A 19,901-nucleotide genomic window follows, 5' to 3' on the forward strand; every position below is an offset into this window, starting at 1 on the left:
TTGTTTTTACTCGTCTAAGTTACTAAGTTGATTGCTGAATTTTAGTGTTATACCTTAATTGTAATTCTATGTTAAAGAAATTGCCAGAATAATTTAGACAAAAAAAATCCGGTTAACTTTTCAGCTAACCGGATTTTATATATCATTTTAAATGCTTATGCACCTAACTGAACACGTTTGAAAGCAGATACTGTTAAACCTTTAGACGTATTATCTAAGAATTTGCGAACATCTACTGAACTGTCTTTAACAAACTCCTGGTTTAATAAAGTACTGTCTTTGTAGAATTTGTTCAACTTACCAGCAGCAATTTTTTCAACCATTTCTTCTGGTTTGCCTTCTTGACGGATTACATCTTTAGCAATTTCAATTTCACGTTCAATGGTAGCAGGATCAACACCGTCTTTATCAACAGCAACTGGGTTCATTGCAGCAATTTGCATTGCAACATCTTTACCAGCTTCAGTAATATCTGCACCATTAGCGCCTTCAAATACCACTAAAACACCCATTTTGCCATTAGAGTGGATATAAGAAACGATTTTTTCACCAGATACATTTGCGTACTCTTGAATAACGATTTTCTCTCCGATTTTACCGGTTAGTTCAGTTATGGTTTCGGCAACTGTACGACCATCTTCTAAAGTAATCGCTGATAATTCTTCAATAGAAGCAGGATTGTTGGCAACTGCTGCTGCTAAAACAGTCTGAGCTAAATTACGGAAATCTTCAACTTTAGAAACTGGCTCAGTTTCACAAGCTAAAGCAACTAATTTACCATTTGTGCCGTCTGCTGAAACATTGATTGATACCAGACCTTCAGAAGTTGCATTACCAGAACGAGCGGCAGATACTTTTTGACCTTTTTTGCGCAATAAATCAACAGCTGCTTCGAAATCGCCATTAGCTTCTACTAAAGCTTTTTTGCAATCCATCATACCTGCACCAGTTTGTTGGCGCAATTTGTTTACATCAGCGGCAGTAATTTGTACTGTAGACATTTTATTTCCTTTTTTAAAGTTTAAAATCTTGTTATAACAATTACAGGTTACAAGTTACAAGTACTAAGTTAAACTCATGTTAAGCCAACTTAAAACCTGAAACCAGTAACCTGCAATTAAAAAATATTACTATTCTTCTGTTTTAGTTTCTTCTGATGAAGGCGCTTCAACTTCAGCTTCAGCAGTTACCTTTTTAGTCGTTGGTCTTTTTTCACCAGCACCCCTAGGTTCTTTAGCTTCTGGAGCATCAGCTGCAACTTTCGCTGCTACTGCTTCTTTTTCAGCTTCATCGTCTTTTTCGCGTTTACGTTCGTCTAAACCTTCTTCAATCGCTTTGATAATTACATCAGTAATTAAAGAGATTGATTTAGTTGCATCATCATTCGCCGGAATAGGGAAATCGATGTTTGAAGGATCAGAGTTAGTATCAACCATCGCAAAAGTAGGGATGTTTAATTTTAACGCTTCAGTAACTGCGATGTGTTCTTTCTTAACATCAATTAAGAATAATGCTGCAGGTAAACGGTTTAAATCAGCAATACCACCTAAAAGTGATTCTAATTTAATACGCTCACGTTGAATCATTAAACGCTCTTTTTTAGATAAGATCGAATAAGTACCGTCTTTAGTCATTTTATCGATGTTAGACATCTTTTTAATTGACTTACGTACAGTAGCAAAGTTAGTTAACATACCACCTAACCAACGTTCGGTTACGAAAGGCATATTTACTTTCTTAGCTTGTTCAGCTACGATTCCTTTTGCTTGTTTTTTTGTTGAAACAAATAAAACTTTACGTCCTGATTTTACGATTTGTTTAATCGCTGCCGCAGCTTCTTCAGTTTTAGTTAATGTTTTATTTAAATCTATAATGTGAATTCCATTACGCTCCATGAAAATGTAAGGAGCCATTTTTGGATTCCATTTACGGGTAAGGTGACCAAAGTGTACACCTGCATCCAATAAGTCTTGATAAGTTGTTCTTGCCATTGTCTTTGCCTCCTGTGATTAACGTTTACTGAATTGGAATTTCTTACGGGCTTTAGCACGTCCTGGTTTCTTACGCTCAACCATACGGTTATCACGTGTCATTAAACCTTTAGCACGTAGAGCAGGTTTTTTCTCCGCATCTAGTTCAACAATCGCTTTAGCAATAGCTAAACGAACAGCTTCTGCTTGTCCTTTTACTCCACCACCCTGTACATTTACAGTGATATCATAACGACCTGTAAGCTCAGAAACTTCTAAACTTTGGTTTACGATATATTGCAAAGGTAAAGTTGGGAAATATACTTTGTGATCTTTACCGTTAACGGTAATTGCTCCGGCACCATCTTTTAAGTAGATACGTGCAACAGCTGTTTTTCTTCTGCCTGAAGTGTTAGTAACTGACATTTCTTAAAGTTTAATGGTTTTTGGAGATTGAGCTGAATGTGGGTGGCTTTCACCTGCATACACAAAAAGATTAGTGTATAATTTTTTACCCAATTTAGTTTTCGGTAACATACCACGTACCGCTTTCTCGATTACACGTTGAGGGTGTTTCGCCATTAACTCTTTTGGAGAGATAAAACGTTGACCACCTGGATAACCAGTATAAGAAACATATTGCTTTTCGCTGAATTTGTTTCCTGTCAATTTAACCTTGTCTGCATTGATAACGATAACATTATCTCCGCAATCTACGTGTGGGGTGTACTCAGGCTTGTTTTTACCACGGATGATCATAGCGATCTTCGATGACAAGCGCCCCAAAATCTCGCCTTGCGCATCAACAACAATCCACTGTTTGTTAACAGTTTTCGCATTGGCCGAGACAGTTTTGTAACTTAACGTATTCACTTGCTTGTATTTAATTTATTAAACAATTTATTATTCCCATTAAAATTGGGACTGCAAAGATAGATAGAATACTTTTATTATCAAATAGTTGAAGGAAAAAAGTTGAAAGTAATTAGTGAAAGGTTTAAAGTCTAAAGGCTATGATAAGGATTACCCTCTTTAGATGATGTGTTTGCAAAGCATTTTTTTGTAAAGTGATTGCAGTAATAGGAAATAGTGGGTCATGCTTTTTATCTCAATCTAAATTATAAAGCTATTACTCTCAAGATATCCGTCTTTGCGAAGAGGTACGACGAAGCAATCTCATTAATCACAATTGCCTTAATAATATATTCAGTAAGAATATCAAAAATACAATCACTTATTAAGAGAATCAAGTAATTAGGTTCCGGTAGCTTGCAAAAAGCAAAAAGCCTGAGTTTTAAGTTCAGGCTTTTGTTTAATGTGTTTTTTTGGTTACAATTTTATTTCTTCATCTTTTGATGAGATAAAATGAAACTCATTTAAGTAGTATGATGATTGTGCCTTAACTTTAATCCACTGGCCATATTTAAAAAACCAGCGGCGTTGTAAGTTGAAGATTCCTTTAGTAATGAAAGCTTCAATATAAGGGTGTACGCTTAGCGTTACACCTTTTTCATTCTGCTCACGTAAAATATAATTAAGGTTATTCTCAATATCATCCATTAAAACAATACTTGCTTTAATTTCTCCGGTTCCACCACAAGCCGGACATTTTTCTACCGTAACAATATTCATCTCCGGACGAACACGTTGTCTGGTGATTTGTACCAAACCAAATTTGCTTGGAGGCAAAATAGTGTGTTTGGCTCTATCCAATAACATCAGCTCACGCAAATAATCGAATAGCATTTTACGGTTTGTTGGCTTGTGCATATCGATAAAATCGATCACCACAATGCCGCCCATATCACGCAAGCGCAACTGTCGGGCAATTTCTTTTGCCGCCTCTTTATTTACCTGTAAAGCATTTTCCTCTTGGTTTTCTTTACTGGCCGTACGGTTTCCACTGTTCACATCTATAACGTGAAGTGCTTCGGTGTGCTCTACTACTAAATAAGCACCACCTGGTAAGTTTACTGTTTTTCCGAAAGCATTTTTAATTTGCTTTTCTATTCCGAAGTGATCGTAGATGGGTTCTTTATGTTTATAAAGTTTCACGATTTTTTCCATTTCCGGAGAAATATCATGTACATAAGAACGAATATCATCGAACAGCTCTGGCGTGCTCACATAAACGTTTGTAAAATCAGGATTCAGAATATCACGTATTAACGTAGATGATCTGTCCATTTCTCCCCAAACCCTTTTCGAAGGTTCGGTAGAAGGCACCTTTTTAATGAAGTTTTCCCATTTTGCAATCAGATCTAATAAATCTTTTTGCATTTCGGCAACTCCACGTCCTTCAGAAACGGTTCTGATAATTACCCCAAAATTTTGAGGTTTAATACTTTCAATAATCTTTTTTAAACGATTACGTTCAGTATTACTTTTAATTTTTTTTGATACAGATATGGTATTGGAGAATGGCACCAGTACCACATACCTGCCGGCAATCGAAATGTCGGAGCTTAAACGTGGTCCTTTTGTAGAAATTGGCTCTTTAGCAATTTGTACGGGGAGGAGCATGTTTTTTGCCAGCACATCAGAAATTTTACCTGCCTTATTAATATCGGCTTCCAGTTTTAAATTATCTAATAATGTGCCTGTAACCGAGCCATTACGCTTGATTTTAGTTAGCTTGATTAAAGATTGCACCTGAGGGCCCAAATCAAAATAATGCAAAAAAGCATCTTTTTCATAACCAACATCCACGAAAGCAGCATTCAGGCCAGGCATAATTTTTTTAATGCGACCTAAATAAATATCGCCTACGGCGTAGTTATTATTGATTTGTTCTTTGTGAAGCTCAACAAGTTGTTTGTCTTCAATCAACGCTATGGTAACTCCGGCAGGAGTCGAATTGATAATTAATTCTTTTACCAACAGCTACAGATTTAAGGCTTTCGCCTATTAACAAATGGATAGTAAACGAGAAAAAAACTTGATATAGCCAGATACCTATGCGATTAAAAAAATCATATAAATACTTTAAACCTCACAGTTTTTACTATGAGGTTTAGAAGGCTTCTATCAAAATAAGAATCTATTTTTTCTTATGTCTGTTTTTTCTTAAACGTTTTTTACGTTTGTGGGTAGCCATTTTATGTCTCTTTCTTTTTTTACCGCTTGGCATAATTTTAAGTTTTAAATGTTTTTATTAATCCGTTAATTAATTTTTATTCTTTAGTTCAGCTACTTTCTTATCAATGAATGATGATAAGGTTGGGTTCGCTGCTAATTTTTTGCTAGATAAATAAGCATCAACTGCTTCTTTGTTCTTGCCTAAATTTTCTAAAGCTGTTCCTAAATAAAAATAGGCTTCAGGCGTAGGAGCAGTTGCAATCACCGTGTTAAAACGAGGAATTGCTTTGTCGAACTGGCCTGATTTTATAGAGAAGATTCCTAAATTCATATTTGCTTTAACATTCTTTGGCTCTTTAGCAACAACCTCCAGCAACATTGCAATACCTTGCATTGGTGCTCCTAAGCCATTTACTATGGTTACGCCTAAGCCTGTTTTAGCTTCAATGTTATTTGAGTCCTTCTCCAATACATTTTTATAAGATGTATTGGCCTTTTGCAATAATGCAGGCTGGGCCAAGCTATCTTGTGTACTCTCAAACGCTTTCATAAATTGATTGCCTGCAGCTAACCATGTTTTAGTTGATGGTTCTCCTTGTGCAATCACTTCTAAATAAAGTGCTGATGGAGTAATTTGCTCCACATCGTCCCATTTCTGAGCCAACTGTTTCGCTACTTCAATTTTTTCTGCGCCTTTAGCACCTTTATAACTATTTTCTAATGCTGTAATGTCTGTAGCCAAATTCTTGTTAAGTACATTCTTAGCTGCTATAGAAGAAGTTTCGATGCTTAGAACTGCAGTAGATGGTGTTGATGCTGCGCCAGTCATTTGTTCTCCGGCAGCAGGCATTTTGCCATTTTCTTCTGTTGGTTTAACCAACCCCTTAATGTCTCTTGTGAATAAAAAAGCAACCAGCAATAAAACTGCTCCAATGATAATGATTTGTTTTGATCTGATGCTGCTATTCATAATATGACTTAGGCTTCTACACTAATTTTTTTAGAGTTGCTTTTAACTTTATCAACAAAAACTTTTGCTGGTTTAAAGCTAGGTACAAAGTGTTCTGGGATAATTATTGCAGTGTTCTTAGAGATGTTTCTAGCAGTTTTTTGTGCTCTCTTTTTAACAACAAAGCTTCCGAAGCCTCTTACGTATACATTTTCACCGCCAATCATACTTGTTTTGATAACCTTGAAAAATGCCTCAACCGTTTCCTGTACATCAACCTTCTCAATTCCGGTTTTTGTTGATATTTCTGAAATAATATCTGCCTTAGTCATATTTACTTATTTATATATATTGTGTTTTAATATTATAACTGTTTTGGGGTTGCAAAAGTATTGCTTTTTAATGAGATAGGGAAATAAAAGATGATTTTTTTATCTCCTCAGATATCAGGCAAATGCAAGATTTTTTTTTATCCAATAAATACGCCGTAATTTGCACCAATGACATTCCAGATTGAACTTATAAATTGGTATCAAAATAATAAAAGAGATCTGCCCTGGAGGCACACTAATGACGCTTATATCATTTGGTTATCAGAGATTATACTACAACAAACCAGGGTAGAGCAAGGCCTTCCATACTTCAACAGTTTTCTCGAAAATTTTCCTACTGTAAGTGACTTTGCTGCTGCTACAGAAACGAGGGTTTTGAAACTTTGGCAAGGATTGGGCTATTACTCACGGGGTAGAAACATGCATGCCACGGCTCAAAATGTGGTGAATAATTTTGATGGAATATTTCCAACCCGTCATGATGATCTGATCAAACTTAAAGGAATTGGAGAATATACAGCCGCCGCGATTTCCTCTTTTTCTTCTGGCGAGGCGAGGGCTGTAGTCGATGGAAATGTATTCAGGGTATTGTCCAGATACTTCGGCATTGAAACGCCTATCAATTCTCCGGCTGGTAAAAAAGAATTTTTTAAGCTGGCTAATGAACTTCTATATCAGGAAGATCCGGCAACCTATAATCAATCAATTATGGAGTTTGGGGCAATTCAGTGCAAGCCGAAATCGCCAAATTGTGGTATTTGCCCATTAAATCAAACCTGTTTTGCTTTTACTCAAAATCAGGTTAATCTACTGCCGGTTAAGCTTCGTAAGGCAGCACAGAGGCATCGCTATATCAATTATTTTATTTGTGAAAAGGATAGCGAGGTTTTGGTTCGCGAAAGGCAGGCAGGTGATATCTGGCAACATCTTTTTGATTTTCCCTCCATCGAAACATTAGAAGAAGTGGATTTAAGTAGTTCGTCGTTCATTGAAAAGGTTGCTGCAACTTTTGGTGCAAATGCCGAGTTTACACCGCTAATGAATAAAAGGCATATATTAACTCACCAAATTATCCACATACACTTTTTTATGTTAAAAAATTATATATTTAACTTTGGTAAACAAAAGGAACTTAATTGGGTTTCTTTAAGTAGATTAAATGAATTGCCGCAACCAAAAGTTATCCACGATTTTACTACAGGATATCTTTTAAAAAACGGAATGGCCTAACTAACCATTATGCATTTAATTTAAAATTTTAAAAAACTAACCAAAAATATTTATGTCTGGCATTAACAAAGTTATTTTAGTAGGCCATTTGGGCAAAGACCCTGAAGTACGTCATTTAGATGGTGGCGTTACCGTAGCAAGCTTCCCTCTTGCAACGTCAGAAACCTACAATAAAGATGGAAAACGAGTAGAACAAACAGAATGGCACAATATTGTATTGTGGAGGGGCCTTGCTGAGGTTGCTTCAAAGTACCTGCAAAAAGGGAAACTGGTTTATATTGAAGGTAAGCTAAGAACAAGATCTTTCGAGGATAAAGAAAAAGTTAAAAAATATGTAACTGAAATTGTAGCAGAAAACTTCACCATGTTAGGTCGTAAAAGTGATTTTGAACAAAGTCCAACAGCCACCATTCAGCAAGCACCTGCAGAACGTAAAATCGAAGATGAGTATACCATAGGCCCTTCAGATGAAAATGGTGATTTGCCTTTTTAGCCTTTTATGGAAAGAGATAAGCTTCTAAATCCTCTCTTTTTACTTTCTTTAATATTACTGCTTATTAATGATTTCTTTTTAAAAGCAATATTTCATAATCAATTAACGGGAAAGCTATCAGATCTCACAGGTCTGTTTGCTTTCCCTTTTTTCTGGAGTACTATTTTTCCTAAACGTATCAAGTCGATTCACTTATTAACGGTGATTACATTTTTATTTTGGAAATCAGGCTGGTCACAACCGATAATCGACTTTTTAAATTTCTTTGGTCTTCAAACTTTTCGTGCAGTAGATTATACTGATTATTTCGCTCTGATCAGTGTACTTGCTTCTTATGCAATTTTCTCTAAGTCAAACTTTACAGCGCCGAAACTATTTTTAATCAGGTTGATAGCATTGGTGTCAGTCTTCGCATTCGTTGCAACCACTCAAGAGAAACAAAAACCTACGTATGAGGAAAGTTTTAAATCGATTGATTTCCAGAATCAAGGTACGCATCGATTAACTGTGATCGTGAATTTTAAATATTCAAAAGCTGAATTAGCCGGAGATAGTAGTCTGGACAACGAATTTAATTTGATCGATACCCTTAATCTAGCTGCCGGTGGATATGAAACAATTACGACACCTATTTTTAATGGGAAGAAAATAAAATTTCCATCTGGTTTTAAGATTACAATTGCTGATTCTTTGGGGAGAATACGAAAGGTATATGATAAAACCCTATTTCTTAAAGCTGTTGATTCTAACTATAATCACCAGGTGCATAATGAAAATGCTGATTATTGGAGTCTCAAAGTTGGAGAGAAAAGGCCGGAACAGATACGTCCATTTACGATCTATGGGAGATGGCATACAATTTCATCATCAAAAAGAAAGCATACTTTTGAAATCAGAGAACGTTATTATTATGATGTCGATCCTGATAGTGACTTAGCTAAGTATGAAATAAAAGATAGTGTAATTACCATTTTCTATCCAAAGCTAAGTGTTCAGGGAAAGATTCTTAACGTCACCACAAAAGAGTTGTGTATTAAGTGGTATGACCGAAAAACTTTACAATATGTTAAACTATATGATTAGACCTACCTCATTTGAAGTAGGTCTGGTTATTTTATTCAACAGTTACAGATTTTGCCAGATTTCTTGGCTGATCTATGTTACAGCCCCTTAAAACTGCAATATGATAAGATAACAGTTGCAATGGAATGGTTGCTAAAAGCGGTAGAAAAGCTTCATTTGCATCAGGTATTTCAATACAGTAATCTGCCATTTTCTTCACTTCTATATCACCTTCAGTAACAATTGCGATCACTTTACCTTTTCTGGCTTTAACTTCCTGGATGTTGCTGATTACTTTTTCATAAGATGAATTTTGAGTTGCAATAAAAACCACAGGCATTTCTTCATCTATTAATGCGATAGGACCGTGTTTCATCTCTGCAGCAGGATAACCTTCGGCATGGATGTACGAAATCTCCTTAAGCTTTAAAGCACCTTCAAGCGCAACAGGGAAGCCGCTTCCACGACCGAGAAATAAACAGTTCCGTGAATCTTTAATTTTTTCAGCAACCTCCTTAATCAGCTTATCTGATTCAAGGGCTTTCTGAATTTTTTCCGGAATATGATCCAACTCTGTTAAAAGCTCAATCATTTTAGATTCTGTAATGGTTCCCTTTTGCTGTGCCATGTAAAATGCCATTAGCGTTAACACGGTAACCTGGGCAGTAAATGCTTTGGTAGAAGCAACGCCAATCTCCGGGCCTGCATGAGTATAAACGCCTGCATGCGTTAAACGGGGAATTGATGCACCTGCTACATTACAAATTCCAAAGATCGTTGCGCCACGCTCTTTAGCCATTTCAATAGCCGCCATGGTATCTGCAGTTTCTCCTGATTGCGAGATGGCAATTACCACATCTTTCTCCGTAATGATGGGATTACGGTATCTGAATTCAGAAGCATATTCCACTTCAACAGGGATTCTGGCATATTCTTCAATGAGGTATTCGCCTACCAAACCAGCATGCCAGGAGGTACCGCAGGCTACAATAATGATTCTGTCAATATTTTTGAGCTTCTCTGCAAATTCTTTTATTCCTCCTAATTGAACTTTTCCTTCGCTTGGATAAATACGGCCACGCATACAGTCTTTAATGGAGCGGGGCTGCTCATAGATTTCCTTTAACATGAAATGCTCAAATCCACCTTTTTCAAGCATCTCTAACTTCAACTCAAGCTCTTGTATTAATGGCGTTTGTACAATATTATCCAATTGCTTTACCAATAAGTCATCTTTGGTAACCAGGGCAATCTCACCATCTTTTAAATAAATTACATTTTTAGTGTATTCTATAATTGGCGTAGCATCTGATGCAATGAAATATTCTCCTTTACCAACGCCTATAACCATCGGACTGCCTTTTCTGGCTGCAATTAAACGGTCTGGATGATCTTTATCCATGATCACAATGGCATAAGCTCCGCTAACTTCGTGTAAAGCCAGGCGAACTGCTTCCAGTAGATCTAAATTCTCTATTTTTTGAATTTCTTCAATTAAATGGATAAGTACTTCGGTATCTGTATCACTTTTAAATTCATGACCACGACCCATCAGTTCCTCTTTTAAAGTAGCATAATTTTCAATGATGCCATTGTGGATAATCGATAGTTTTTCGTTATTTGAAGTATGTGGATGTGAATTCCGATCTGATGGTACACCATGGGTTGCCCACCTGGTATGTCCCATTCCGATAGTGCCTGAACGGTCTTGGTTTTCGGCGAACTCTTCTAAAACAGCAACTTTTCCTGCTTTTTTATAGATGTTTTGTCCACTATCATTCATCAATGCGATGCCGGCACTGTCATAACCTCTATATTCTAATCTTTTCAGACCTTTTAAAACAATTGGCCAAGCCTCTCTATAACCGATGTAACCTACTATTCCACACATAAATTTGGGGTATTTCTAAAGTCGACGAATATACTAAACAAAGATTGTTTAGCATGAAAATAATTTTTCAAGGCATAAAAAAAGCCTCAGCATTTTGGGCTGAGGCTTTTATAAGAATTAAAACTTGTTAATTTATTTTCGTGTAATAAATATTCAGCTTTATTTTATTTGTTGCATTACCAAAAGACCCAATAACAGCTCTTCCAGCAGAAGTACCTGATGGTGTAATGTCATAAGCAGCGGTAGATGATGGTGCTATGAATGTTCCATAATCGGTAATGGTTTTATCAACAAGACCTTGTACATAAGAAGTAACATTAAATACATACCTGTTAGTTAACGATTGGTAAGCACCGCCAAACAAACCAGTAGCATTAGAACTTACTAAGCTATTGTAATCAGGTAATGTAGTAGGTTGTTCAGCAATATCCCAGCGATACAGTGCTAATCGCTCTGCCGGAACAAAAGGATTTGCAAATGAACCATTACTTACATCAACTACTAATTCTGCTTTATTCACTACAACTTTACCATGAGTATTCGTAAAGTTTGCAAGATTTGGAAAAGAGATTTTAGTTTTTACTCCAACTAAACCTTGTAAATAAGTTACATTATATTGTGTTGCAGCATTGGTTAATTGTGTTTGAACATCTGTACCTGTATAATCATGCTTAATGTTTGCCGCAGCACCCTTCGAAATCGAAATCGGAAAATTTACACTGGTGGTATCAACGCCATTACTGGTATTTGGTTTCTTGTAAACCAATTGCACATAAGAATTGGTAGAAGCGAGATCAATAAAGGCTACTCCACCTCCAGCAATGGTTGATGATGTTTTGTTAACCTCAGCATATAAACCTTTAAAATAATCAATAAACTTAGCATCGGTAGTAAATGTAGTGGCTGGTTGTGCTAAAATAGTACTTTGAATAAACGCCCTGTTAAGCGGGATTCTAATCTGCGCTTTAACTGTTCTTAAAGTATCTGTTTTACCAGCAATAATATCAAAAATTTTAATTGGTGTTTTCGGGAAAATTTTACTGTTGAAATTACCTAATAAGGTGCTGTTATGTGCCTGTACATCAGAACTCTTAAAATTTGTAATTTTATTAGTCAACTGATAAACATCAATACTATATTTAGAAGTAGTTGTATCTCCATAGAACTGAGTTCCCAGATTTAAAACCAATATAGCAGAATCTAGCGTAGAATTGGTGCCAAAATCTTGAGTAAACGAGGCAGGAGGCGCCACAGACATGGCCAGGCTTGCTTCTGTTTTTCCGAAAATCGGATCAACCATATAACCTATTGGATGTTGAGTCAATCCACTGGTAACAATATCGTTTTCTTTAATTGTTTGTGAGTTGATCTGCTCATTATTAACCAAAGTACCTTGGATAGCCGCATTTGGATCAACATCTAAGCCAACGGCACCTGGGTTTTTACATGATGCAAAAAGAAAAAGACCTATCAACAGGGTTAATAAGTCTTGTTTTGTAAATTTCATATTTAAAATAATAATACCTAATTAAGCAACTGAAACCAATTCATCATTTGAAATTTCTTCATAAAAAGTATAGAAGTTTTCAAAATTATCGGTTAAGTTAAAGGCTAATGTTGGTTTATTAGAATCTTTAACAAATTTTAACACCGTTGCATCAAGATTTTCATCCGCTAAAACCACTGCATCTGCGTGTGTTATTGCGCCAATGTGCATGCTGTTACAATCTGCAGGAACGAAAGCTTTCGTGTCTTCCTCAATCATATTAGCCATTATAGCTTTAGATGCGAATTTATCATTCAGTTTTTCTGTAAAACCATCTTCATAAATCGAATACACTACTTTTGAATTCTTGAAAGTAGGATCATTTTTATAAGTAGTTTTTATGTAAGCAGGAACTAAAGAACTCATCCAGCCGTGACAGTGAACAATATCCGGAGCCCATCCTAATTTTTTAACCGTTTCCAGTGCGCCTTTGCAGAAGAAAATTGTACGCTCGTCGTTGTCATCAAAGAATTTTTCATTCGCATCTCTGAAAACTTGTTTGCGTTGAAAATACTCTTCGTTATCAAGAAAATAAACCTGCATACGTGCAGCTGGGATGGATGCTACTTTAATAATTAAGGGATTATCATTGTCATCAATAATGATGTTCATTCCTGATAAGCGGATTACTTCGTGTAAGCGATTTCTTCTTTCGTTGATGTTGCCGAACTTAGGCATCAAGATGCGGATTTCAAATCCTTTTTCTTGCATAGCCTGTGGTAGTTGACGCGTAATTTCAGAAATTTTAGTAAGCTCGAGGAAAGGCGACATCTCGTGTGTAACAATCAGCAGCTTCGTTTTGGCCATCTCCATATTCTAAGAAAATATTAAGTTAAATAAAAGATAATGAGCTGCAAAGGTAAGCATAATAATACTATTTATCAATATAGCAAGCATTTGTTTGGTTTCGTTTAGATTAATTTACATCTTTACCATTTAATTTAGATAGACCAAATTGGAAATATTTAAAACCAAAGCAACGCTTAAAGCTTTCTTAAAACCATTAAAAGAATCTGGTAAAAAAATAGCACTCGTGCCTACAATGGGTGCCTTGCATAATGGCCACATTTCTTTGATTAAACTTGCCCAGCAAAATGCCGATATCATTATCTGCAGCATTTTCGTAAACCCTACGCAGTTCACAGATCCTAAAGATCTGGAGAAATATCCACGCCCCATCGAACACGATTTAGCCATGCTCGAAAGTGCAGGCTGTAATGGTGTGCTGATGCCAAATGTAGAAGAGATGTATCCTGCTGATGAAAATGAAAACTGGCATATCGATCTTGGTAAAGCAGAGTTCTTGCTGGAAGGCGAGTTTAGAAAAGGTCACTACCAAGGGGTTACGCAGATTGTAAAAAAACTTTTTGATGCGGTTGACCCCGATATAGCGATGTTCGGACAGAAAGATTTTCAGCAGGTATTGATGATTAAAAATATGGTAGAGTATTTCAACCTTCCTATCCAGATTATTACCTGCCCTATTATTCGGGAAGATGATGGCCTGGCCATGAGTAGCCGTAACATTCACTTATCTCCTGCTGATAGACAGCACTCTTTGGTATTGAATGAATCCCTCCGGTTTGTGGTTAAACATTTTGATGAATATGGATTAGAAGAACTGGAAGCAAAAGCAAAAACATTTTATAAAGATATAGAAGGGGTGGAGTTGGATTATTTTACCATCGCCAATGGAAATACACTTGAACCGGCAACTTCAAAAAATGAAGAAAATCTCGTGGTACTGGTTGCTGCAAAAGTTGGATCGACGAGATTGATCGATAATATAATCATTAAATGATTGGAAGAAGTTTGAGGTAAGATGGATAATGTATCACTTTACCGTCTCCCATTTTTCTATCTTCCATTTTCCATCATACATTTTTTCCATCCTCCATTTTACATTTATTATCATCAACCTTTTTATTACTAACTTTGCCAAATGGTTATTACAATATTAAAATCTAAAATACACCGTGTTAAAGTAACACAAGCTGAACTAAACTATGTTGGCAGTATTACGATAGATGAAGATTTGATGGATGCGGCCAATATTATCGCTAATGAGAAGGTGCAGATTGTCAATAATAATAATGGTGCCCGTTTCGAAACCTATGTAATCAAAGGCGAACGTGGTACCGGAACAATCTGTTTAAATGGTGCAACAGCTCGTTTGGCTCAGCTAGGCGATATACTCATCATCATGTCTTATGGAAGCCTTCCGATAGAAGAGGCGAAAAAATATAATCCTATCCTTGTTTTTCCGGATGACAATAATCATTTATTAAAATAACATTGTGACACTCGACCTCAAAACGGCAGTAAAATACCTCATCATGCTTTTGATTGGAGTGGGTATTTTATACTTGGCGTTTCAAGGTCAGGATCTGGAAAGGATTTGGCTGGAAATTAAAACAGCCAACCTTTTTTATGTGATCATTTCTTCGTTATCCGTTTGGCTTGCCTATGTATTGAGGGCGTTAAGGTGGCAAATGCTTTATCATTCTATTCATTATCAGGTTAAGTTCTGGAATGTTTATCATGGAGTAATTGTGGGTTACTTAGCAAACTTAGTTTTGCCTCGTTTTGGCGAAGTTGTTCGCTGTTCTGTATTGCATAAGACGGAGAAAGTTCCAATTTTTTCTTCACTCGGTACCGTAATTACGGAAAGACTTTTCGATGTATTAGTGCTTTTTTTAACCAGTTTAGCAATGCTGGTTTTTCAGTACGATTTGGTTTTCGATTTTCTTTATTATCGCATTTACCAAAATATCTCAAATTATTTAATACAGCTTAACTATATCTGGCTGGCTGCATTTGGGGTTTTAATACTTTCGCTTTGTGGTGTGTTAGTGTATATTTTGCGCCAAAGAGTGAGTAAAAAGTTACTAAGAATTTTTGTAAGCCTCAGGCAGGGATTCGGATCCTATCGCAAAATGAAAAATAAGTGGTCCTTCCTGCTTTATACTTTTGGAATCTGGAGTTTTTACCTGATTTCTATGTATTTCTGCTTTTCATCCCTTCCATCAACCAGTAACCTGCATTTTAATGCTGCATTTACTGCTTTAGTGTTTTCTGGATTTGCTATGGCCGCACCCGTGCAGGGTGGGATAGGTGTTTTCCACTGGATGGTTGCACAATCTTTAGTGTTGTATTCCATTTCCTTTAAAGATGGATTGGCTTATGCCACAATTATCCATTCCTCCCAAGTTTTACTTATCCTCATTTTAGGATGTTTAAGTATGTTTTTAACGTTTATGAAGCAAGATTCCAAACAATCGAAATTATAAGTTCGTTTAGCCCAACTTGTGTTAACGGCTTTCAGTTTCAGTAGCCTGTATGCTTTCTAAATAATATTTCAATAAAATTACTATGCAGCCATAGTAATTTAAGATTTGAAATGCTACATTTGATTTACTAACCTTTTATACCTAAATGTTATGCATTTTGAATTAAGTGAAGAGCAGATAATGATACAACAGGCCGCGAGAGATTTTGCACAGCAAGAACTAAAGCCTGGTGTAATCGAACGTGATGAGCATCAAAAGTTTCCTGCCGAACAAGTGAAAAAGCTTGGTGAACTTGGTTTTCTGGGCATGATGGTGAGCGAAAAATATAATGGGAGTGGTTTGGATGCCATTTCTTATGTTTTAGTGATGGAAGAACTTTCTAAAATCGACGCATCGGCATCAGTTGTGGTTTCCGTAAATAATTCTTTGGTTTGTTATGGTTTAGAAGCTTATGGGAGCGAAGCACAAAAAGAAAAATACCTGAAGCCATTAGCATCCGGAGAAAAAATTGGGGCATTTTGCTTATCAGAGCCAGAGGCCGGATCAGATGCTACATCTCAACGCACGACGGCTGAAGATAAGGGTGATTATTACCTGCTAAACGGAACGAAAAACTGGATTACGAATGGTAATTCAGCCTCAACATATTTAGTTATTGCGCAAACTCATCCTGAATTGAGGCATAAAGGAATCAATGCATTTATTGTTGAAAAAGGAATGGAAGGCTTTACCATTGGAGCTAAAGAAAATAAATTAGGCATTCGCGGATCTGATACCCATTCTTTAATGTTTAATGATGTTAAAGTACCTAAAGAAAATAGAATTGGTGAAGATGGTTTAGGTTTCAAGTTTGCGATGAAAACGCTTGAAGGTGGCCGCATCGGAATCGCTGCACAAGCGCTGGGAATTGCTCAGGGCGCCTTTGAACTCGCAACGCAATATGCTAAAGAGCGTAAATCGTTCGGAAAACCGATATCTGAACATCAGGCCATTGCCTTTAAATTGGCAGATATGGCCACGCAAATTGAGGCGGCCAGATTATTGGTTTATAAGGCAGCATGGCTGAAAGATCAGGGTTTGCCTTATACACAGGCCGGTTCGATGGCTAAATTATTTGCCTCTAAAGTAGCTATGGATGTAACCATTGAGGCCGTTCAGGTGCACGGAGGATATGGTTTTGTAAAAGAATACCATGTAGAACGCTTAATGCGTGATGCGAAAATTACCCAGATTTATGAAGGAACATCTGAAATTCAGAAAATGATAATTTCAAGGGAAGTTATAAGGTAGGATCTATTCTGAAGTCAACAGTCTGTAGTCTTGAGTCAGTTGGACTCAAGACTACAGACTTTTTTATTTTATCGAAGAAGTCTCTCTACTAACGACTTTGGACTAAGGACTCTCGACTAAAGACTCCAAACTCCCAACTATTCTTTCTCTCCGGCAACAGCGCCAAAGATTGCTTTTATTAGGGCAACAATGATGGCTAAAAACGCAGCGGCAAAGAATCCGGTTGTATTAAAAGATGTCATCATGCTATCCACCAGAAGAATCATCAGAACGGTGATAATGAATGATACCAGCCCTAATGTTAAAAAGTTAATTGGAAAAGTTAACAATCTTAAAATAAAACCAATAGTTGCGTTAGCGAGTGCTATTAACACGGCTGCGCCCAATGCACTCATAAATCCGGTTACTTCTACTCCGGGAACCAGTTTAGCCCCAATAAAAAAGGCAAGTCCCATTAAAAGAACTTCAATAATTAATCTCATAATGTTTAAATTTGTTAATGATTAAAAGCTTGTGTAAATTTTTAATAGTTGCAGCAATAGCAGTATTCTTAATTTCTTGTTCTGGTACAAACAAAAAACCAGTCATTAAGTTTTCAGCGGATAGTGCATCAATAGTAGTCAAAAATATTGATGAGGCGAGTTTACTTCAGGTTAGAAACCGGTATAAGGGCAATGCTGATTCCGTAGCTTTGATTTCAGTTATCTTAAAACCCGGAGATCTGGATAGTTTGCAGGATGATATTGAAGTGTCTGGGAAAGTTAAGGTAACAGGAGATTCTGTTGTCTTCATGCCTGAACAGCCTTTTCAAAAAGATAAAAGTTATCTGGTAGAAAATTATATTGGAATTAAGTTCGCGGGGCTGAGTAACTTACTTAACGGTACTGCCAGGCATAATTTACAGCCGCAAAAGCAGATACTTAAACGGTAATAATCAGCATAATAATGAGATAAGTATTTGATTTTTCGCAAGAAAGTACTATATTTGCATCGTAATCGAAGAAAAGAGAAGGGGACAATGTCCCCTTTTTCTATGAAATCAGGTTAAAATATGCAGGTAGAAAAGAAAGTTGCAAGCCTCGTCGAGGAAAAAATTGCTGATCGGCCAGAGCTTTTTCTGGTTGAAGTGAAAATGTTGCCAAACCATAAGTTAATTATTCATGTTGATGGCGACGAAGGGATTAGCATACAGGATTGTGTGGCCATTAGCAGGCATGTAGGTTTTCACCTAGAAGAGGAAAACGTAATTGAGCAGGCTTATAATTTAGAAGTTTCTTCTCCAGGTGTTGGTGAGCCATTAAAATTAAATCGCCAATATGTTAAAAACATTGGCCGTACTTTAAGTATTAAATTTAAGGATGGACTGAAAAAGGAAGGGAAACTTTTAGCGGTTACAGAAGACAACCTAATTTTAGAAGAATCGGTTAAAGAAAAAGGGAAAAAAGCGGTAAATGTTGAAACGACGGTACCGTTTAATGATATATTAGAAACAAGTGTGTTAATTTCATTTAAGTAAAAAATGAGTACTACAACAATTAATTTAATCGACTCTTTCCAGGAGTTTAAAGATTTCAAAAATATAGATCGCCCTACGGTGATCAGTGTGCTGGAAGAAGTTTTTCGTAGCATGTTGCGTAAAAAATACGGAACAGATGAAAACTGTGATGTGATTGTGAACCCGGATAACGGGGATTTGGAAATCTGGAGAACCAGAAAAGTAATGGAAGACGGCTTCTCTGAAGATGACGATTTAGAAATTGAGCTTGCTGAGGTTTCTAAATTAGACAATACATTAGAAGTTGGAGACGATTATATTGAACAGATTACTTTAGAAAGTTTCGGTCGCAGAGCAATTTTAGCTGCACGCCAAACATTGGTTTCTAAAGTATTGGAATTAGAGAAAGATGAAATTTTCAAAAAATATAAAGATCGCGTAGGTGAAATTATCACTGGTGAGGTTTATCAGGTTTGGAAAAAAGAAACTTTAGTTTTAGATGATGAAGGCAATGAGCTTTTAATGCCTAAAACAGAACAAATTCCTGCAGATTATTTCAAAAAAGGCGATTCTGTGAGAGCAGTAATCTCTAAAGTGGAAATGATTAATGCGAATCCAAAAATTATTATCTCCAGAACAGCACCTGAGTTTTTGCAACGCTTGTTCGAATTGGAGGTTCCAGAAATTTTCGATGGTTTAATTACCGTTAAGAAAATTGTTCGTGAGCCAGGAGAGCGTGCTAAAGTTGCTGTAGAATCTTACGATGATCGTATTGATCCGGTAGGCGCTTGTGTGGGCATGAAAGGATCTCGTATCCATGGTATTGTTCGCGAATTGAAAAACGAAAATATTGATGTGATTAATTTCACAAATAATATCTCATTATATATCACCCGTGCTTTAAGCCCGGCAAAAATCACCTCTATTAAATTGGATGATGAAACTAAACATGCATCGGTTTATTTAAAACCAGATCAGGTTTCATTAGCAATTGGACGTGGCGGACATAACATTAAATTGGCTGGTAAATTAACTGGTTATGAAATTGATGTTTACCGTGAGGCTGGAGAAGAAAGTGACGAAGATGTGGATTTGGAAGAATTCTCAGATGAGATTGATAGCTGGATTATCGATGAATTAAAGGCTATCGGGTGCGATACTGCTAAGAGTGTTTTGGCACTTACAGTAGAAGATTTGGTAAAACGCACAGACTTAGAAGAAGAAACCATTAAAGAAGTGGTTCAGATTTTACAGTCAGAATTTGAATAAGTGGTG

Annotated in this window: 21 protein-coding genes; 10 read left to right on the forward strand and 11 right to left on the reverse strand. The window is 36.5% G+C overall.

The features are described 5' to 3' along the window. Positions 1-155: 155 nt before the first annotated feature. From tsf to ACN1CD_RS19745, 7 genes are all read right to left on the reverse strand, one after another. Positions 156-1,001 carry a translation elongation factor Ts gene (tsf, locus tag ACN1CD_RS19715; RefSeq protein ID WP_132534005.1) on the reverse strand — a complete coding sequence of 282 codons (846 nt, stop codon included), beginning with the start codon at positions 999-1,001 and terminating at the stop codon, positions 156-158. Between the two features lie 129 nt (positions 1,002-1,130). Continuing rightward, positions 1,131-1,991, reverse strand: coding sequence for a 30S ribosomal protein S2 (gene rpsB, locus ACN1CD_RS19720; protein ID WP_419132129.1), 861 nt, complete (start codon positions 1,989-1,991; stop codon positions 1,131-1,133). An 18-nt stretch (positions 1,992-2,009) separates the two neighbouring features. Then, a complete protein-coding gene (gene rpsI, locus ACN1CD_RS19725) occupies positions 2,010-2,396 on the reverse strand; it encodes a 30S ribosomal protein S9 (protein ID WP_025145383.1) in 387 nt (128 codons plus the stop codon). A 3-nt stretch (positions 2,397-2,399) separates the two neighbouring features. Further along, the gene (gene rplM / locus ACN1CD_RS19730) at positions 2,400-2,843 is read right to left on the reverse strand and encodes a 50S ribosomal protein L13 (RefSeq protein ID WP_131557562.1); all 444 of its coding nucleotides are present in this window, start codon (positions 2,841-2,843) and stop codon (positions 2,400-2,402) included. A gap of 456 nt (positions 2,844-3,299) precedes the next feature. Continuing rightward, complete coding sequence (locus tag ACN1CD_RS19735) at positions 3,300-4,850, reverse strand: Rne/Rng family ribonuclease (protein ID WP_419132130.1); 1,551 nt, start codon at positions 4,848-4,850, stop codon at positions 3,300-3,302. A 286-nt stretch (positions 4,851-5,136) separates the two neighbouring features. Further along, a complete protein-coding gene (locus ACN1CD_RS19740) occupies positions 5,137-6,018 on the reverse strand; it encodes a tetratricopeptide repeat protein (protein WP_419132131.1) in 882 nt (293 codons plus the stop codon). An 8-nt stretch (positions 6,019-6,026) separates the two neighbouring features. Continuing rightward, positions 6,027-6,329: an HU family DNA-binding protein gene (locus ACN1CD_RS19745; RefSeq protein WP_010601128.1), complete on the reverse strand. Its 303-nt coding sequence runs from the start codon at positions 6,327-6,329 to the stop codon at positions 6,027-6,029. A gap of 168 nt (positions 6,330-6,497) precedes the next feature. Here ACN1CD_RS19745 and mutY point away from each other — a divergent pair, with 168 nt between their 5' ends. From mutY to ACN1CD_RS19760, 3 genes are read left to right on the forward strand one after another with little or no spacing between them, the layout of a single operon-like run. Next, positions 6,498-7,559: an A/G-specific adenine glycosylase gene (gene mutY / locus ACN1CD_RS19750; protein WP_419132132.1), complete on the forward strand. Its 1,062-nt coding sequence runs from the start codon at positions 6,498-6,500 to the stop codon at positions 7,557-7,559. Between the two features lie 52 nt (positions 7,560-7,611). Next, positions 7,612-8,052: a single-stranded DNA-binding protein gene (locus tag ACN1CD_RS19755; protein ID WP_320464586.1), complete on the forward strand. Its 441-nt coding sequence runs from the start codon at positions 7,612-7,614 to the stop codon at positions 8,050-8,052. A 6-nt stretch (positions 8,053-8,058) separates the two neighbouring features. Then, the gene (locus tag ACN1CD_RS19760) at positions 8,059-9,135 is read left to right on the forward strand and encodes a hypothetical protein (RefSeq protein WP_419132133.1); all 1,077 of its coding nucleotides are present in this window, start codon (positions 8,059-8,061) and stop codon (positions 9,133-9,135) included. A gap of 31 nt (positions 9,136-9,166) precedes the next feature. On the opposite strand, the gene glmS is transcribed toward ACN1CD_RS19760, so the two are convergent. The 3 genes from glmS to ACN1CD_RS19775 all read right to left on the reverse strand — a co-directional run bounded on the left by glmS (position 9,167) and on the right by ACN1CD_RS19775 (position 13,358). Further along, positions 9,167-11,005, reverse strand: coding sequence for a glutamine--fructose-6-phosphate transaminase (isomerizing) (glmS, locus tag ACN1CD_RS19765; protein ID WP_419132134.1), 1,839 nt, complete (start codon positions 11,003-11,005; stop codon positions 9,167-9,169). A 127-nt stretch (positions 11,006-11,132) separates the two neighbouring features. After that, a complete protein-coding gene (locus tag ACN1CD_RS19770; protein ID WP_419132135.1) occupies positions 11,133-12,512 on the reverse strand; it encodes a DUF4270 domain-containing protein in 1,380 nt (459 codons plus the stop codon). Positions 12,513-12,533: 21 nt separating this feature from the next. Next, positions 12,534-13,358, reverse strand: coding sequence for a glycogen/starch synthase (locus ACN1CD_RS19775; RefSeq protein WP_419132136.1), 825 nt, complete (start codon positions 13,356-13,358; stop codon positions 12,534-12,536). A gap of 148 nt (positions 13,359-13,506) precedes the next feature. On the opposite strand from ACN1CD_RS19775, the gene panC reads away from it, so the two are divergent. The 4 genes from panC (at position 13,507) to ACN1CD_RS19795 (ending at position 17,131) form a co-directional block, all read left to right on the forward strand. Beyond that, positions 13,507-14,352, forward strand: a complete 846-nt coding sequence (gene panC, locus ACN1CD_RS19780; protein WP_419132137.1) for a pantoate--beta-alanine ligase — start codon at positions 13,507-13,509, stop codon at positions 14,350-14,352. Between the two features lie 141 nt (positions 14,353-14,493). Next, positions 14,494-14,844 carry an aspartate 1-decarboxylase gene (panD, locus tag ACN1CD_RS19785; RefSeq protein WP_055909206.1) on the forward strand — a complete coding sequence of 117 codons (351 nt, stop codon included), beginning with the start codon at positions 14,494-14,496 and terminating at the stop codon, positions 14,842-14,844. 4 nt (positions 14,845-14,848) lie between these two features. Further along, positions 14,849-15,841 carry a lysylphosphatidylglycerol synthase transmembrane domain-containing protein gene (locus ACN1CD_RS19790; RefSeq protein ID WP_419132138.1) on the forward strand — a complete coding sequence of 331 codons (993 nt, stop codon included), beginning with the start codon at positions 14,849-14,851 and terminating at the stop codon, positions 15,839-15,841. Positions 15,842-15,991: 150 nt separating this feature from the next. Continuing rightward, positions 15,992-17,131, forward strand: coding sequence for an acyl-CoA dehydrogenase (locus ACN1CD_RS19795; RefSeq protein ID WP_419132139.1), 1,140 nt, complete (start codon positions 15,992-15,994; stop codon positions 17,129-17,131). Between the two features lie 137 nt (positions 17,132-17,268). On the opposite strand, the gene ACN1CD_RS19800 is transcribed toward ACN1CD_RS19795, so the two are convergent. Further along, positions 17,269-17,613, reverse strand: a complete 345-nt coding sequence (locus ACN1CD_RS19800) for a phage holin family protein (RefSeq protein ID WP_320464579.1) — start codon at positions 17,611-17,613, stop codon at positions 17,269-17,271. A gap of 17 nt (positions 17,614-17,630) precedes the next feature. On the opposite strand from ACN1CD_RS19800, the gene ACN1CD_RS19805 reads away from it, so the two are divergent. The 3 genes from ACN1CD_RS19805 to nusA all read left to right on the forward strand — a co-directional run bounded on the left by ACN1CD_RS19805 (position 17,631) and on the right by nusA (position 19,895). After that, positions 17,631-18,062, forward strand: a complete 432-nt coding sequence (locus ACN1CD_RS19805; RefSeq protein ID WP_419132140.1) for a hypothetical protein — start codon at positions 17,631-17,633, stop codon at positions 18,060-18,062. 120 nt (positions 18,063-18,182) lie between these two features. Next, positions 18,183-18,647 (forward strand): ribosome assembly cofactor RimP, encoded by a 465-nt coding sequence (gene rimP / locus ACN1CD_RS19810; RefSeq protein ID WP_419132141.1) that lies wholly within the window; start codon positions 18,183-18,185, stop codon positions 18,645-18,647. 3 nt (positions 18,648-18,650) lie between these two features. Continuing rightward, positions 18,651-19,895 (forward strand): transcription termination factor NusA, encoded by a 1,245-nt coding sequence (gene nusA / locus ACN1CD_RS19815; protein WP_320464576.1) that lies wholly within the window; start codon positions 18,651-18,653, stop codon positions 19,893-19,895. Positions 19,896-19,901 lie beyond the last annotated feature (6 nt).

Origin of the sequence: Pedobacter sp. N23S346 (assembly GCF_048515415.1) — a bacterium.
Classification (GTDB): Bacteria; Bacteroidota; Bacteroidia; order Sphingobacteriales; family Sphingobacteriaceae; genus Pedobacter.